General features: G+C 60.8%; 15 protein-coding genes and 1 pseudogene. 4 read left to right on the forward strand and 12 right to left on the reverse strand.

Annotation, left to right across the window (positions count from 1 at the left end; genetic code table 11):
* Positions 1-38: 38 nt before the first annotated feature.
* Together PMI07_RS14350 and PMI07_RS35970 are read left to right on the forward strand one after the other, a co-directional pair.
* Positions 39-1,172, forward strand: coding sequence for a LysR family transcriptional regulator (locus tag PMI07_RS14350; RefSeq protein WP_007767399.1), 1,134 nt, complete (start codon positions 39-41; stop codon positions 1,170-1,172).
* 210 nt (positions 1,173-1,382) lie between these two features.
* A pseudogene (locus PMI07_RS35970) lies at positions 1,383-1,556 on the forward strand (LysR family transcriptional regulator); the annotation flags it as partial.
* Here the strand turns inward: PMI07_RS35970 and PMI07_RS14355 are convergent.
* The 6 genes from PMI07_RS14355 to PMI07_RS14380 are packed head-to-tail and all read right to left on the reverse strand — an operon-like array spanning position 1,478 to position 7,139.
* Positions 1,478-2,779, reverse strand: coding sequence for an LLM class flavin-dependent oxidoreductase (locus tag PMI07_RS14355; protein ID WP_024163812.1), 1,302 nt, complete (start codon positions 2,777-2,779; stop codon positions 1,478-1,480). The pseudogene PMI07_RS35970 and the gene PMI07_RS14355 overlap by 79 nt on opposite strands.
* 7 nt (positions 2,780-2,786) lie before the next feature.
* Positions 2,787-3,548: an ABC transporter permease gene (locus tag PMI07_RS14360; protein ID WP_007756855.1), complete on the reverse strand. Its 762-nt coding sequence runs from the start codon at positions 3,546-3,548 to the stop codon at positions 2,787-2,789.
* Complete coding sequence (locus tag PMI07_RS14365) at positions 3,545-4,342, reverse strand: ABC transporter permease (protein ID WP_007756854.1); 798 nt, start codon at positions 4,340-4,342, stop codon at positions 3,545-3,547. The genes PMI07_RS14360 and PMI07_RS14365 overlap by 4 nt, the downstream gene beginning before the upstream one ends.
* The gene (locus PMI07_RS14370; protein ID WP_007756852.1) at positions 4,339-5,364 is read right to left on the reverse strand and encodes an ABC transporter substrate-binding protein; all 1,026 of its coding nucleotides are present in this window, start codon (positions 5,362-5,364) and stop codon (positions 4,339-4,341) included. Before PMI07_RS14370 ends, PMI07_RS14365 begins: the two co-directional genes overlap by 4 nt.
* Before the next feature lie 57 nt (positions 5,365-5,421).
* The gene (locus PMI07_RS14375) at positions 5,422-6,192 is read right to left on the reverse strand and encodes a class II aldolase/adducin family protein (RefSeq protein ID WP_007756851.1); all 771 of its coding nucleotides are present in this window, start codon (positions 6,190-6,192) and stop codon (positions 5,422-5,424) included.
* Between the two features lie 17 nt (positions 6,193-6,209).
* Positions 6,210-7,139, reverse strand: a complete 930-nt coding sequence (locus PMI07_RS14380; RefSeq protein WP_007756847.1) for an ABC transporter ATP-binding protein — start codon at positions 7,137-7,139, stop codon at positions 6,210-6,212.
* Positions 7,140-7,542: 403 nt separating this feature from the next.
* Between PMI07_RS14380 and PMI07_RS14385 the strand changes: the two genes are divergently transcribed.
* Both PMI07_RS14385 and PMI07_RS14390 read left to right on the forward strand, forming a co-directional pair.
* Complete coding sequence (locus tag PMI07_RS14385; protein WP_007756845.1) at positions 7,543-8,118, forward strand: hypothetical protein; 576 nt, start codon at positions 7,543-7,545, stop codon at positions 8,116-8,118.
* Complete coding sequence (locus tag PMI07_RS14390; RefSeq protein ID WP_024163813.1) at positions 8,115-8,525, forward strand: hypothetical protein; 411 nt, start codon at positions 8,115-8,117, stop codon at positions 8,523-8,525. The genes PMI07_RS14385 and PMI07_RS14390 overlap by 4 nt, the downstream gene beginning before the upstream one ends.
* Positions 8,526-8,583: 58 nt before the next feature.
* Here the strand turns inward: PMI07_RS14390 and PMI07_RS14395 are convergent, their stop codons facing one another.
* From PMI07_RS14395 to PMI07_RS14420, 6 genes are read right to left on the reverse strand one after another with little or no spacing between them, the layout of a single operon-like run.
* Positions 8,584-9,528, reverse strand: a complete 945-nt coding sequence (locus PMI07_RS14395; protein WP_007764255.1) for a nucleoside hydrolase — start codon at positions 9,526-9,528, stop codon at positions 8,584-8,586.
* A 1-nt stretch (position 9,529) separates the two neighbouring features.
* Positions 9,530-10,459 (reverse strand): hypothetical protein, encoded by a 930-nt coding sequence (locus tag PMI07_RS14400; RefSeq protein ID WP_024163814.1) that lies wholly within the window; start codon positions 10,457-10,459, stop codon positions 9,530-9,532.
* On the reverse strand, positions 10,456-11,715 hold the full coding sequence (locus PMI07_RS14405) for a hydantoinase/carbamoylase family amidase (RefSeq protein ID WP_024163815.1): 1,260 nt from the start codon (positions 11,713-11,715) through the stop codon (positions 10,456-10,458). Before PMI07_RS14405 ends, PMI07_RS14400 begins: the two co-directional genes overlap by 4 nt.
* A 4-nt stretch (positions 11,716-11,719) precedes the next feature.
* Positions 11,720-12,598 (reverse strand): alpha/beta hydrolase, encoded by an 879-nt coding sequence (locus PMI07_RS14410; RefSeq protein WP_007756292.1) that lies wholly within the window; start codon positions 12,596-12,598, stop codon positions 11,720-11,722.
* A 43-nt stretch (positions 12,599-12,641) separates the two neighbouring features.
* Entirely contained in the window at positions 12,642-13,772 is a 1,131-nt protein-coding gene (locus PMI07_RS14415) for a pyridoxal phosphate-dependent aminotransferase (RefSeq protein ID WP_007756291.1), read from the reverse strand.
* 5 nt (positions 13,773-13,777) lie between these two features.
* Complete coding sequence (locus tag PMI07_RS14420; RefSeq protein WP_007756289.1) at positions 13,778-14,554, reverse strand: SDR family oxidoreductase; 777 nt, start codon at positions 14,552-14,554, stop codon at positions 13,778-13,780.
* Positions 14,555-14,659: the final 105 nt, after the last annotated feature.

Below are 14,659 nucleotides of genomic sequence, written 5' to 3' on the forward strand. Positions count from 1 at the left end.
TAAGCGGCACGGTGCGTTGATGATTTGGCTACGACCCGATGGCCGACGCACTCCACAAGCTCGGTGACAAATTTTTAGGCATGACCTCGCGGGGCGTGCCTGTTTTCGGTGCTTCCGTCGTTGCCTTTGGGGCCAGAGCGCAGGATTGGCGGGCGGAAAAGGCCACCTGCATGGCATGCTTCTTGCTTCACTATGTCGAATGGAGAATGGCGATGCTATTGATCTCGCGTGCAGCACTACTCCTGGATGAGGTCGCCCGTGTCGGATCGATCCGCGGTGCAGCGGACAAGCTCAACACCTCGCCGTCCGCCGTTAATCGGCACATTCTCGGCCTCGAGGCGCAATACGGCGTGCGGCTTTTCGAACGCTTGCCAAGAGGCATGCGGCTTACGCCTGCCGGCGAAGTTCTTGTCAGCAACATCCGCCGTTGGCGGCGCGAGCAGGAACAGGGCGATATTCAGGTCCAGGAATTACAGGGCCTTCGAAGAGGGCACGCAAGGGTCGGCATTATCGATTCACTTGCTGACGATCTCATGCCCCGGATCTTCAAGCGGCTCAACGAAACCGATCGACGCGTGACACTGGACGTTTTGGTCGGCGGGACGGCAAAGCTCGCTGAAGAACTCACGGCCGGAACCCTGGATCTTGCGATTTGCTTCAATCTGAAGAGCCGCAAGGAATTCGACGTCGCGCTTGTGCTGCCTTCGCAAGCCGGCGTAGCGGTTCGCCTGGATCATGCGCTTGCCCAGCGAAAGAGCGTCTGCCTGGATGAATTGGCGGCGTATGAACTCATACTGCCGCACTCGTCCTTCGTTCTACGACAGGCGCTGGAGGAAGCCTTCGATCGTCTACCGCTGCGTCCAAAGGAAATCGTCACCACCAATTCCACGATGATCATGAAGGCGCTGATGTCGCAAGGTAATCACGTGGCGGTCATCGGCTCGCTTTCTGTACGTCGCGAGGTACGGGCGGGCGAACTGGTATTCATTCCCATCACCTACGACCGCCCGCTCACCACCGAACTTTCGCTTGCCGTGCAAGCTCACCATTTTCAGACGCCGGCCCGACTCGACCTCGTTGAAATCTTTCGGCAAGAACTCCTCGACCTTGCAAATGATGATCTCGCCCCCCACCTGCCTGCACCACCTCGACATGCGGCCGCTGCGCGATAAGTCGAAGTCGCATCCGTCAGGTGGCTGCGGGTGGCACGCAGCACCCGATTCCTGCGATAGGTGGAGCGGCAGATACCAAGGCCGGCAGCGTGCAAAACAACGATGCTGGGACACAACTGAGGGAACCCGACCCCAGCGATGATCCAGCAGGCCTCCCCTCGCTATTTCCTTCCCGTCGCCGACGCGACGTCCATCTGAGCGGTCAGCCGGCAGATCCAGCAACTGGAGGCGGAAGTGGGTGTGCCGTTGCTCAACCGGTTGCAGCAAGGAGTGGGACTGACGGCGGCCGGCGAGGTGTTCCTACGCTACGCCCGCTCGACACGCACCGGCCTTGCCAGACCCAAGCGGTCGCGCAGCGTCGTGCCCTCGTATTCCGTGCGGTAGAGTCCACGCTGCTGCAGGATCGGTACGACCATATCGACGAAATCCGTCAATCCGCCCAGGAAATGGGACGGCATGATGTTGAAGCCATCCGCCGCACCCGTCGTGAACCACGTCTCCAGCGTATCCGCCACATAGTCCGGCGTGCCGCAGAGAACCCAGTGGCCGCGTGCCGCAGCGACCAGATTGTAGAGGTCCCGCAGGCGCATGTTTTCCCGCTTTGCCTTGTCCAGCATGACCCGCGCAAAGGCATGATAGTTGTCTGAGGGGCCGATATCGGGGATCGGTCCATCGAGATCGAATTGGCTCATGTCCACACCGAAGCGGTCGCTCAGAATCGAAAGCCCGTTGGTCTCGCTGATGTACCCCTGCAACTCCGCGAGCTTGTCGTGGGCCTCACGATCGGTGCGCCCAACGATCGGCATCACGCCCGGCAAGACGACCATGGAATCCGCGGTGCGACCATATTTCGGAAGAAGTCCTTTGACTGAGGCATAGAAGGCGCGCGCCTCATCGAGATCCTGGGTGACGGAGAAGACGACATCGGCGGACTTGGCCGCGAGTTCCTGTCCCGGACCAGAGCCGCCGGCCTGCAAGATGATCGGCTGCCCTTGGGGAGACCGGCTGATGTTGATCGGTCCCTTGACCTTGAAATAGGTGCCGTCGTGATCGAGCGCGCGAACTTTTGCGGCGTCGATATAAACCCCGCTCTCCCGGTCGGCGCGGATCGCGTCATCGGCCCAACAGTCCCACAAACCGCGAACCACGGCCAGGAATTCTTCAGCGATCTCGTAACGTTTGGAATGGTCCGGATGGATCGTTCCGAAATTTGCCGCCGCCGCAGGATTGGCCGTGGTGACCGCATTCCAGGCGGCGCGGCCACCACTGATATGGTCGAGCGAGGCAAATGCGCGGGCGACCGTAAACGGATCGCTGTAGGTCGTCGACATCGTGGCGCCGAGACCGATATGGCGCGTCGCGCCGGCAATCGCCGCCAGCAGCGTCAGCGGCTCGAGCCGCGCCGTGTACGAGGGATGGGCGCCCGGATCCGCATTGAGGTTGTCGCCCATGAAGATCAGATCGAATAGCCCGCGCTCCGCTTCCATGGCAATGCGCCGTACCATCTCGATATCCTGGAAGCTGTCCATCGCCCCCGGTACCCGCCAACCGGCTACGTGGCTGCCGGTTCCAAGGAGAAAGAGTCCGAAGTGAATGCTGCGCGTCATAAGATGGTCATCTCCAGAAAATGTAACGCTGCTCTATGAAACTGATCACGCCAAAGAAGCAGAGGCTGATCGCCGACGCGACGATGATGGCCGCCCAGACCTGCACGAAATCGATCTGCAGCACGGCCTGATAGATCACCCAGCCAAGGCCCCCATAAGCACCCAGCATTTCGGTGACGATGGCGACGATGACGCTGCGGACGGTGGACACACGCATGCCGGCAATGATCAGCGGCAAAGCTGTTGGGAGCCGCAAACGCCAGAGCACCGCCATCCGCCCTGCCCCGAACGAGCGGACCAGATCGATCGATTTACGATCGATGCGATCCAACCCCGCGATGGTGCTGAGGAAGACGGTGAAGCTGACGGCGACGGCGACCATGACGATCTTGGACGTCATGCCGATGCCGAACCAGAGCAGGACGAGCGGCGAATAGGCGACGACCGGCACCGAGTTGATGGCCGTCGCAACCGACATGACGGCGCTGCGGGTGCGAGGGACCATGCTGACCCCGACGGCAACCGCAATGCCGATGACGCAGCCCAGTAGATAGCCGGTCAGGGCCTCGGCGGCGGTGAAGCGGGCGGCGTCGGCGAGTTTGCCCGCATCGGCGAACATGCCGGTAATAATGCTGCTTACGGAAGGCAGGACATAGGCTGGCAGGTTAAAACCGCGGACGCTCAGTTCCCAGATTGCCGCGAGGAGGAAGGCACCGGCAAAACCCCGGCTGATGCGGCGCGCGTTGCTGCTTGCGGTGACGGGGCTCATTGTTCCGCTCCCCAGAAGACGATCCGCCTTTCCGCTTTGGAGACCGCGCCGTAAAGGCCGATCCCCAGGCAGGCAGAGGCGACGATGGTGACCCATATTCCGACGACGTTTTCGTTGTACATAGCCTGCAGCAGCAGCACGCCGAGGCCGGTCGTATCCCCGAACCATTCGCCGACGATCGCTCCGATCAGCGACAGCGACGAGGCGAGCTTGAGGGCGACGAAAATCTGCGGCAGCGCGGCCGGCAGGTAGAGACGCCGCAGGATCTGACCCTCTTTTGCACCGAAGCTGCGCATCAGCGCGACCTGGCGCGGATCGACCGTTGCAAAGCCGAGAAGCGCGTTCACCGTCACTGGTAGGAAGCTGATGTAGAAGGCGATGACGGCCTTGGCGAGCAGCGTATTGCCGAACCACAGGACGACGACGGCGCCGAAGGCGATGACCGGTATGGTTTGTGACACCACGAAGAGTGGAAAGAACAACTCCCTGAGCAGGGTCCAGCGATGGAAAAGAACGCCCATGGCAACGCCAAAAAGGCTGCCGGCGACGAAGCCGATCACCGTTTCCAGCAGCGTGCGCCACATGCTCAACAGATAAGCCTGCGGCGTGGCAAGGAATGCGGCTGCGATCGCGCTTGGTCGTGGCAGGTAATAAGGTCTGATGCCTAGCGCCACGACGATCAGTTCGACTAGCAGCAGAAAGGCCGCGATCCAGATCAGTGACTTCAGGATCGGGACGAACCTGCCCGCCTTTGCAGCGGACAGGGATGCACGGGACAGGCCCGAGAGGCTCACAGGCGCTTCTCCGCAACCGGGATCTTCGACAGGAAGCTGTCGTTGAACGCGGCGTCGAGATCGATGGGCTTAGAGATCACCTTGTATTCAGCGAGCAGGCTGTTGGCAGAGCCGACGGCTGTTTTGTCGATGGCGAAGAGGCCATCACTGCCGCCCTTGCCGGCGACCATCAGCTTCTTGATCTCGGACAGCATCACTTCCTGCTGGGCGCGGTCGAGAGTCGGCGCCACCTTCATGACGATGTCGATCGCTTCTTTTTCGTTGGTCAGGGCGTATTTCCACCCCTTGATGCTGGCGCGCAAGAATTTCTCGACCAGTTCCGGCTTTTCCTTGGCAGTCTGTTCCGACACGATCAAAGTGTCTCGCGGGAAGGAAACACCGCTATCTTCGGGCACGAAGATCCGCAGGTTATCCATGCCGGCGCGTTGTGCGACGATCTGCAGTTCATTGTAGCGGGTTGCGGTCGCGACATCGACCTGCTTGTCGATGAACGGCGTCATCGAGACCTGCTGCGGCTGGACATCGACTTCGCCAGCCTTGATGCCTGCCTTGGCCAACATGGCCGAGAGCACGTGGTTTGCGCCGGTGAACCAAGCGGTCACCTTCTTGCCCTTGAAATCCTGGATGGTTTTGACCGGGCCGTCCTTGTAGGTCACGAAGACGAACGGCGTCACCTGATGCGCAACCCCGATGCAGACGATCGGCAGGCCCTTGTCGCGTGCGGCAAAGACGCTGTCGGTGCCGCCCGAAAGGCCGAACGTGTCGGCGCCGGTCGCCACCAGGTTTTCCGTCAACAGATTGGGGCCGCCGGGGTTGATGGTGAGGTTGATGCCCTCATCCTTGTAATACCCCTTCTCCAGCGCGACGTAGAAGCCGGCGAACTGAGCCTGGGTCAACCATTTGAGACGCAGGCTGGCATTCACTGTCTGCTGGGCAGCAGCCGGGGTTGCGCCGTAGCCCAAGCCCTGAATGCCGATGAACGTTGCGGCAAGCGCCGCCAGAAGCTGTCGTTTTTTAAGCATGGTCCCTCTCTGTCGATTCTTGGTTGGTTATGGTTGCGTTAGTCGTTCTCCTCCCGACTATCGGCGGTAATCCGATCCCTCGCGTTCGAGCTGGCGAAGGAACGCGGGCCATTCCCGTTCCCCCGCAATCAGGATGTCACCCTTGTTCTCCCAGAACTGACGTGCCGCCTTTTCGCAAACCTCGTGCGGCGGGGTCAGAAGCTCGGCACCGGAAGCCTGCAGATCGAGCTGAATGCGCGCGGCGCGCTCGAAATAATAAAGCAGCATGAAGGCTTCGCCCGGCGTGCGACCGAGCGTCATGATGCCATGGTTGCGCATCAGCATCACCCGGTTGTCGCCCATGTCGGCGATGAGGCGGGCCTGTTCGTCCATGTCGATCGCCACACCTTCGTAATCGTGGAAGGCCTGCCGCTGGTAGAAGCGCATGGCAAACTGCGTCAGTGGTAGAAGTCCGTTCTTTTGGCAGGAGATCGCGGTGCTGGCATCGGAATGGGTGTGGAGAACGCAGGCTGCATCATGCACGGCCTTGTGGATGGCGCCATGGATGACGAAAGCGGCCTTGTTGATCGTATAGGGCGTGTTGTCGAGCTTGTTGCCGTCGATATCGATACGCACGAGGCTGGAGGCGGTTATCTCACCGAACAGAAAACCATAGGGGTTGAGAAGGAACTGATCGTCATGCCCCGGTACGCGCATGGAAATGTGGTTGTAGATCAGGTCATCCAGGCCCAGCCGTGCGACCATGCGATAGCAGGCAGCGAGATCGACGCGCGCCTTCCACTCGGCTTCAGAAATGTGGGCGGGACGTTCGGCATATTCACTGGCCATCGTGTTCCTCTTTTATTCTAATGTCCTGAAGTCATGAACGACTTCATGCTTTCCTCCTCGATGGCATCGAGGAGTGTCTTCTTCAGCCCGACGAATTCGGGCGACGTGACGATGTCGGCCTTGCGGGGTCGCGGCAGGTCGATCTTCTGTTCAAGTTTCACTTTGCCCGGCCGGGCCGTCATGACCAGCACGCGGTCGCCGAGGAAAATCGCCTCATCGACGTCGTGGGTGATGAAGAGCACTGTGCGCCGGTGTTTCTGCCAAACGTCGAGCAGCCAGCGCTGCATCATCGTCCGTGTCAGTGCGTCCAGCGCACCGAACGGTTCATCAAGCAGCATGAGATCACGCTTGAAGAGAAAAGTGCGCATCAGGGCCACGCGCTGGCGCATGCCGCCCGAAAGCTGATTGGGATATTGTTTTTCAAACCCGGCAAGCCCGAATTCCGGCAGCATCTTCAGTGCCTCCGCCCGGGCCTGTGCCCGCGGCATGCCTTCGATCTCCAGTGCCAGGATGGCGTTGTCGATGACGTTTCGCCATGGCAGCAGCAGGTCCCTTTGCGGCATGAAAGAAACCTGTCCGAGCAGCTCCGAGGCCGCGGAGCTCTTGCCGCGGAAACGCAGGATATTGCCCGGATCCGGCTCTTCCAGGCCCGCCAGGATGTTGAACAGCGTACTCTTGCCACAGCCGGAAGGGCCGACGACCGTCACCAGTTCACCCGGAAGGATGGTTGCCTCCAAGTTATCCAGCGCCATGACAGGGCCAAAGCTCTTGGATACCTTGCGGAGTTCGATGAGCGGCCCGTCACCCGACACGGTCCAGGCCGGTTCCGCGGCTGGTGCCGCAAGGGCTTTGGTCTTTACCGGCCTCAACAGGCCCGCGAGACCGCGCGCTCCCGGATTCAATCCGCATGCATAGTCCTCACTCCAGGCAATCGACATGTCGGTCATCGAGAAGGCATCTCCTTGCATGCAATTATTACAATTAAGGATGCAAGCAAGCATCGTGCCAAACACACCAGCTTTCCTACTTGCTAAAAAATACCACTAATCGAGGGGTTTTTCGCCCAAGATTGAGCCGTCAAGGCGCTACCATGAGACAAATCACAGCTCAAATATCCAAGAATTAAAATTATGCATACGTATTACGCATATTTTGGACGCAGATTGACCGCTATTGCGGCATTGTGGCGGGTGGCATTTCCCGCGAAGCGTTCAACTCGCCGGAAACGGTCAGGCGCAGGAACAGTGGCATGGCGATTGCATCGAAGACCAATCAAACATGTCAAGCCAACCGCATGGCAGACTTCGACTATCCGTATCGGGCAGATCAAGACATCGGGAGAAGCACATCATGCAGGATGAACCAAGACGAGTAGCCTATGTGGCGCACTGTCTCATGAACCAGAATGCCAAGGTCAGTGAGTTCGCGAAATGCGCCGGCGTTTTTTCTCCCTTGGTCGAGCGGCTGGTCAAGAACGGCTTCGAGCTGCAACAACTGCCCTGCCCGGAGATGAGCCATATGGGTGCCGTCCGGTGGTGGGCATCTCGAGAACAGTACGACACACCTGGTTACCGGCGCCACTGCCGCAACCTGGCAAAAAGCGTCGTGGATCTCGTGATGATGCATCAGGACGCCGGCTACGACGTCGTCATCGTCGGCCTGGACGGCAGTCCGTCGAGCGGCGTCCGTCTCACCAGCACCAAGGCATCCTGGGGTGGCCGACCAGAGGGCGCCGTCCACGGCGGAAGCGACCGCCGACCCGGCATGGGCATCTGGATGGAAGAGCTGAAGTTCGAGTTCGAGGAACGCGGCCTTGCATTCCCGCGCGCGACGGGCGTCGCGATGGATGCGCAGGATTTCGATCTCCAGAAGGCAATGGTCGAGCTCGATGAGTTTCTGACCGAAGGCACGGAGAACGCAGCGTGATCCGGGAAGACCTGAGAAGCCGCCGCATTGCGGTCATCGCCGATTTCGTCGTCAATCCCGGCTCGGCACTTTACGGCAGACAACAAGCACCGCCGAGCGGCTTCATGGATGCGCTGGTGGAGCGCGGCTGGGGCATCATGAAGATGCCGCCGCATGTGGCAAAACCGGAAAGCTGCGAAAGGCTGATCGAGGTTTCCGTAGGCGATCTCATCGATTACCGCAAGAACGGCTATGACGTAGTGATCGCCGCCGTGGAAGACCTGCCGCAGCAAGGCGTCTGGCTGGATGCCATGGCGACCTGCTTCAGGAAGGTCGGCAAGGACATGCCGCCGATCGTCACCATCCGATCGGATGCCACGGCGGCCGATGCCGACGCACTCGATGTCGCCTTGGCGCCGGCGGCCTGAGCCCCGCGGCAACATCGAAACGGATCGGTGGGATCACTTCCGCCGAAACCGCAGGCCTTCAGTTTTCCGCGAATGCCTGCTTCATCATCTTGAGAAAGCCTTCTGTCGACGCCTTTTCGATGATACGGGCGTTGATCTTGTATTCCGGCCAGCGGGTGCCGAGCTTCGGCGGGTGGATGGCGGAGAAACCGCGGGTGATTTCACCCGACGTCTCGATGCGCACCACGGCCTCGCGCGAGGATTCGATCAGATCCGGGTTGAGAGCGCAGGCGCAGGTCAGCGAATCCGGATGGGTGCTGACCGGCCGACCGTAGCGCGCTTCGGCAGTCTCGCGCGGCACCGCAGAAACCTTCCGGTAGAATTCCGAAAGAGGCGTCTGCATCGCGAAGATCTCGTCCAGCTGGTCGCCCTCCAAAAGCCCGGAACGCATGGTCAATGTCCAGGTGGACAGCGTGATATCGAAACCCGCCTCGAAGACGATACGGGCGGCTTCCGGATCGATGAAGAAATTGTATTCGGCGCAGGGCGTGATATTGCCGACCGCGTTGTCGGTGCCGCCCATGATCCAGAGGTGGCGCACCGCCTTGGCGATCCGCGGCTCCTTCATCACCGCCAGCGCGATATTGGTGAGCGGCGCCTGGGCCAGGATATCGATCTGGCCCGGCTCTGCCATCACCCGTTCGATGATGGCATCAACCGCATGCATTGTTTCCGGCCGCTGACGGGCGATCGGCAGGTTAGCGCCGCTCATTCCGTCGTTGCCGTGCATGGTGGATGCTTCCCAGGGCTTCACCATGGGCCGGCGGGCGCCGAGATAGACCGGCACCTTTCCGGAGAAACCGGCCGCCTCGATGGTCGCCAGCGCGTTTTCAACCTGCTGGTCGAAGGGCACGTTGCCGACGCAGATAGTCACCGCCTCCAGCGTCGAGCCGGGGGTGCGCATGGCAAGCAGGAGCGAATAGGTGTCGTCTCCCGCCGTATCGGTGTCTATGATCAGCCGCATATCAGTAGAACTCGAAACCCATCGTGCGGGCATGATAGTGGAAACCGCCGTCCTGGACGATCAGGAATTCGGCGCGGGTATCTCCGTCATTGTGGTGGCTATGCTTGGCGGCCGGAGGTGTCACCAGCGTCGCCCATGGCGACCACGCGCATTTGGCATCCGCCACCATCGAATAAGCCGGATCGCCGTTGACCACCAGGGTGATCGCGGCGGAATTGTGCTTGTGCGGCGGCTGGAAACTCCGCGGCTTCAGCGTGTTCAGCGACAGGGTCATCGTCGTTGCGATATTGCGGCTTGCTTCCGTCTTTTCGGCCGAAAAGATCAGCGCATGGCCGGATGTGCTGGCATTGGCGTTGGTCCCATAGACCACGTCGAGCTGATGGCTGATCTCGCCTGCCGGGTAATGCACGAAGCTGACTGCCGCGTTGTCCCCGATGATCGGCATCGACGCGTCGAACATCAGCTGCGGATCATTGCCCACCAGCCAGAAGATGCTGTCCTCGCTCGCAGTGATGGCAGAGGGCACACCGCCGGGAAGAAGGAAGACATCTGCCTTGCCCAGTACAGCCTTTTCGTCACCTACGACGAGAGTGGCCTTACCCTTGATGACGTACCAGATCGAGGCGGTATTGGTGAGCGTCGTATCCAGGACTTCGCCGGACTTGACCACCGCATAGCGGGCCAGCATCAACGGGGTCGTCGCCGGAAACGGGCACTGCATTTCCGCGGACAGATCGCAGTTGATGAAACCGGTCTTTTCGAGCGCGAAGGCGCTGGTCGGTTCATCGGTGAAGATCTTGCCCGGCACCGATGGAAGCTTGATGTTGAAGGCATTGCCGGAGTTGAAATAGCGGCCCCGCGCCTCGGCAGCATTGGCTGGATTGCGAGGCAGCTGAACCGCCATTTCGGCCATGTCGTTGACGGTGCTCATGATGCATCTCCATATTTCTGTGAAAGACCTGTCTGCTCCAGGAGCAGATCGAGAAGAACGGCCGCGCCGGCTGCGACGTGTTCCGGTTCAGCCCACTCGTCGGGATGATGACTGAGGCCAGCGCGACAGGGGATAAAGATCATCGCACTCGGAGCAAGCGGCGCCATCTGCCGGGCATCATGCCCTGCCGCCGAAAGCAAATCGAGCGCGAAATAGCCGTGGCGGTCGGCGGAATGGCGTATCGCTGCCCTAAGCCCCTCGTCGAACGTGTTCGAGGGAGCATCGACCAGGCGTTTGACACGGAAGCTGCAGGGGTGCGCCTCTTCGGTAACGATCGCCTCCAGGCGCAGGCCGAGCCGGTCGAGCACTGCATTGTCCGGATGCCGAAGATCGATGCGGAAGACCGCGCTGGAGGGCACGACCGATGGTGCGTTGGGTTGGATTTCCAGCCGGCCGATAGTAAATTTCACCACGTCGTCGACCGCCATATCTTGCTGCATGCGCAACGCCATGCGCGCGAACGCCTGCAACGCGTCCTGGCGGCGCTTCATCGGCTCGGTGCCGGCATGCGCCTCGCGTCCGGATATTATGACCTCATAGGTCTTCTTGCCCTGAATACCGGAAACCACGCCGATTATCGCACCGGCACGTTCGAGCACGTCCGCCTGTTCGATATGCGGTTCGATATAGGCGTGGACGGGAAAACCGAGCGGCCGATACTCTATATCCGGAAAGGCGGCATGCACGACGGCCAGCGCCTCGGCGACGGAAATGCCGGCGGCGTCCTTGACCGCCATGACCTCATCCATCGTTCGCTTGCCGGCGAAAAGCTCGGACCCCATCATTCCGGGCGCAAATCGGCTGCCCTCTTCGTTCATCCATGCGACAACCGTGATGGGCCGCTCCGGTATCATGCCCGCCTCGGCTATAGCCGTTACGGCTTCGAGCGCCGCCAGCGTGCCGAATGCCCCATCAAAAAGACCGCCCGTCGGCTGACTGTCGATATGACTGCCGGCGACGACGGGCGACAGGTGGGGAAACTTGCCGTCGAGTGTCAGAAAAAGGTTTCCGGCCGCGTCCGTGGAGGGTTTCAAGCCTTCCTCGGCGCTCCATGCGATGATGCGGCGCCAGCTAAGAATTTCCTCGGCCGACAGGGCCTGGCGATTGACGCCCTTCTCGGGCAGGGCGCCATCTCTGCCGAGTTCCATGAGCCGCGACCACAGCCGCTCCGGGGATATCGAGGCCACGCCGGTCATTGCGCTATTCCGTCCGCATCACCTGTCCCGGATCGGCGCGCGGATCGCGCACTTTCCAGGCGCCCGCTTCCACCTGGCCGATAAAATCGGATACCAGCGTGTTGAACAGGGCGGGTTCCTCGAGATTGAGCGTATGGCCGGTCTTCGGCAGGATCGCGAGGCCGCTGGCGGGAAGCGTCTTCTTCAGGAAGATGCTCGGCTGGAGGCAATGATCGTCCTCGTCGCCGGACATGATCAGGGTCGGAACCATCATCTTCTTCAGTTCGTCTTCCAGGTCCCAGAAAGATGGCCGGCGGCACTGTACGCCGCGCATGGTGTTGGCCGCACCAACGGCAGAGTGCCGCGACAGCCGCTCCGCGAAAGCTGCCCAGCCGCGCGGGTCCTTGTTCTGGAACTGCACGCGGCTTGCGCCGAGCGAATAGATCTTCGAGAAACCAACCGGATCCTTTTCGAAATTATCGGCAACCTTCAGCGACGTGTTGCGGAAATAATCGGCCGTGGCGCGCTCCGTGCCGTAACCGGCGCCGGCGACCGTCAGCGATAGCGCCCGCTCCGGGAAGCGCAGGCCGAAATGCAGTGTCGCAAAGCCGCCCATCGACAGGCCGACGATATGCGCCTTCTCGATGCCGAGACCGTCGAGCACGGTCAGGGCATCTTCTGCCGCCAGCGCCTGCGAATACTGTTCGACATCCGCCGGGATATCGGACGGAGCATAACCGCGGGCCGCATAGGTGATGCAGCGGTTGCGCCGGGGAAAAAAGTTCATCTGCGGTTCCCAGGCGTCGTAATTGCCGCCGAACTCGTGGATGAACAGGATCGGCGTTCCGGTCTCGCCTGCCGTTTCGTAATAGAGCTTGATGCCATCCTTGCTGGTCACGAACATGAATCGGCTACTCCTGTAATATGCTTGGTTCCTAGACCGGCCCCTAGAAGAGGGCCGGCACGTCGTTCAGTGTCCGCGCGGTCGCGATATAGGCGGGCAAGCCTTCGCAGAAGCGCTCGGCCCACGCGCTCGGTACCGAGGTCGAGACCTTGATGAACCGGTCGCCGAAACGCGCTGTGTGGTAGCGCCCTTGGCGGATCATCACGCCCTCGCGGCGGGCAGCCTCGACGATCGCTTCCGGGGAGACGCCGGTTGCCGCGGTCTCTAGCACGAGGAAATTGCCATGTGATGGTTGGACCGGCACGGTTATGCCGGAGGCTTCGGCAGCAGCGACGATCATCGCCTTGTTCGCACGGTCAATGGAGCGCACGTCCTTCATCCACTCGGTCTTGACAGAGAGTCCGGCCATGGCAGCGCGCTGCGCGACGACCGACGCTCCCAGCACGGAGGTCGAGACGGATGAAAACTCGTCGACCAGTGCGGGGGATGCGACAAGCGCGCCGATGCGCATGCCCGCCAGCCCCAGCCACTTGGAGAAACTCAGCGAAACGACGGTGCCTTCCGGCGCGACCTGCAGAACAGGCGTGTGGCCGTCGGCGAAATCGCGGTAGGTGCAGTCGTGGATCATCAAGGCGCCGACCGAACGGGCGATCTCGGCAAAGGCCTCGATTTCCTCGCGGTCGTAACGGATGCCGAGCGGATTGTTGGGATCGACGATGTAGATGATCGCGCAACGGTCATCGACGGCAGCCCGCAGTGCATCCGGGGTCAGTTTGTATTTGGTCTCCGGATCGTAGATCGGGATCTGGATGACCTCGGCACCGGCCTGTTCGGCAAACATGCACGGCCATTTCCAGGTCGGGTCCGTCGTCACCAACGTCGTGCCGGGCTTGGCGCGCGCCTTGCAGATCATCGCAAGCGCATTGACGCCGCCTTCGGTCACCAGCGCTTCGGCTGAAAAGACGCCGAGATCGGCAACGATCCCGGCGCGAAGCGCCTCGAAGCCCATCGGTGGTGCGTAGGCATTGAATTCACCGGCCTCGATGGAACGAATCATGGCCTCGCGCACGGCGGGATGCGCGGGGATATGGTTGGTGTTCTGCCCCATCCACGCCAGATCCGGCGTGGAGAACAGGTCGTCGAAATAGCGGTTTCGAATACGGGCGTCGCTCATGATCGTCAGATCACCGAACCACGCGCGGCGATACCACCGTCGATGGTGACGACCGTGCCGGTAATATAGCCGGCCTTGGGCGAGGCAAGGAAGGCGCAGAGATCAGCGACTTCCTCGGCGGTGGCCGGACGCTTGCCCGGATACTTGTCGTAGAGTTCTTCCCAACGGGATTCATCACCGAGCATGTCGATCGCCTTGCGCTTCATGATCTTGAGCATGCGCGCGGTATCGACCGGGCCCGGATTGACGCCGATGACTCGGATGCCCTGATCGAGACTGCGGCCACCGAGTGCCTTGGTGAAGCTCATCAGGGCTGCGTTGCCGGTCGAGCCTGCAAAATAGGCCGCATCCCAGTTTTCGCCGGAATTGCCGATGACGTTGATGATCACGCCGTCGCGACCCTTGCGGCGCTTCCAGAATTCGCGGGAAAGGGTAATGTAGCCGAAGACCTTGAGATCAAAACCGCGGCGGATGGCTTCGTCGGTGACGTCCTCTATCGAACCGGCCGGGATATCACCGGCGTTGTTCATCAGGATATCATAGTCGCCACAGGCCTTGTCGAGTGCGACCATGGCTTCGGTCGTACCCAGGTCCGCCTCGTGCACCGTGACGTTGACCGGGTACTGGGCGAGTTCCTTCTTGAGGTCCTGCATGGCTGCGCCATTGCGAGCGGCCAAGTGGAGGTGGCATCCTTCAGCGGCCAGGACCTTGGCGATCGCGTAGCCAATGCCCTGTGATGCTCCGGTGATGAGGGCCGTTTTGCCCGCAAGATTGAGTTCCACCCTACGTCTCCTATGATGAATACATATTTGTCTTTTTTGCATACGACATTTCCGTGGCCTGTCCATAGAAATTTTTAAAGGAATTTGGAAGTTTCCGCCGGATAA

It is taken from the genome of Rhizobium sp. CF080 (genome assembly GCF_000282095.2).
Classification (GTDB): Bacteria; Pseudomonadota; Alphaproteobacteria; order Rhizobiales; family Rhizobiaceae; genus Neorhizobium.

What these genes read in the sequence shown, in the direction of transcription:
- PMI07_RS14385 (WP_007756845.1), top strand. Translation starts at nt 7,543, where the DNA reads ATGCAGGATGAACCAAGACGAGTAGCCTATGTGGCGCACTGTCTCATG.
- PMI07_RS14380 (WP_007756847.1), bottom strand. Translation starts at nt 7,139, where the DNA reads ATGACCGACATGTCGATTGCCTGGAGTGAGGACTATGCATGCGGATTG.
- PMI07_RS14375 (WP_007756851.1), bottom strand. Translation starts at nt 6,192, where the DNA reads ATGGCCAGTGAATATGCCGAACGTCCCGCCCACATTTCTGAAGCCGAG.
- PMI07_RS14405 (WP_024163815.1), bottom strand. Translation starts at nt 11,715, where the DNA reads ATGACCGGCGTGGCCTCGATATCCCCGGAGCGGCTGTGGTCGCGGCTC.
- PMI07_RS14395 (WP_007764255.1), bottom strand. Translation starts at nt 9,528, where the DNA reads ATGCGGCTGATCATAGACACCGATACGGCGGGAGACGACACCTATTCG.
- PMI07_RS14355 (WP_024163812.1), bottom strand. Translation starts at nt 2,779, where the DNA reads ATGACGCGCAGCATTCACTTCGGACTCTTTCTCCTTGGAACCGGCAGC.
- PMI07_RS14360 (WP_007756855.1), bottom strand. Translation starts at nt 3,548, where the DNA reads ATGAGCCCCGTCACCGCAAGCAGCAACGCGCGCCGCATCAGCCGGGGT.
- PMI07_RS14350 (WP_007767399.1), top strand. Translation starts at nt 39, where the DNA reads ATGGCCGACGCACTCCACAAGCTCGGTGACAAATTTTTAGGCATGACC.
- PMI07_RS14415 (WP_007756291.1), bottom strand. Translation starts at nt 13,772, where the DNA reads ATGAGCGACGCCCGTATTCGAAACCGCTATTTCGACGACCTGTTCTCC.
- PMI07_RS14410 (WP_007756292.1), bottom strand. Translation starts at nt 12,598, where the DNA reads ATGTTCGTGACCAGCAAGGATGGCATCAAGCTCTATTACGAAACGGCA.
- PMI07_RS14400 (WP_024163814.1), bottom strand. Translation starts at nt 10,459, where the DNA reads ATGAGCACCGTCAACGACATGGCCGAAATGGCGGTTCAGCTGCCTCGC.
- PMI07_RS14370 (WP_007756852.1), bottom strand. Translation starts at nt 5,364, where the DNA reads ATGCTTAAAAAACGACAGCTTCTGGCGGCGCTTGCCGCAACGTTCATC.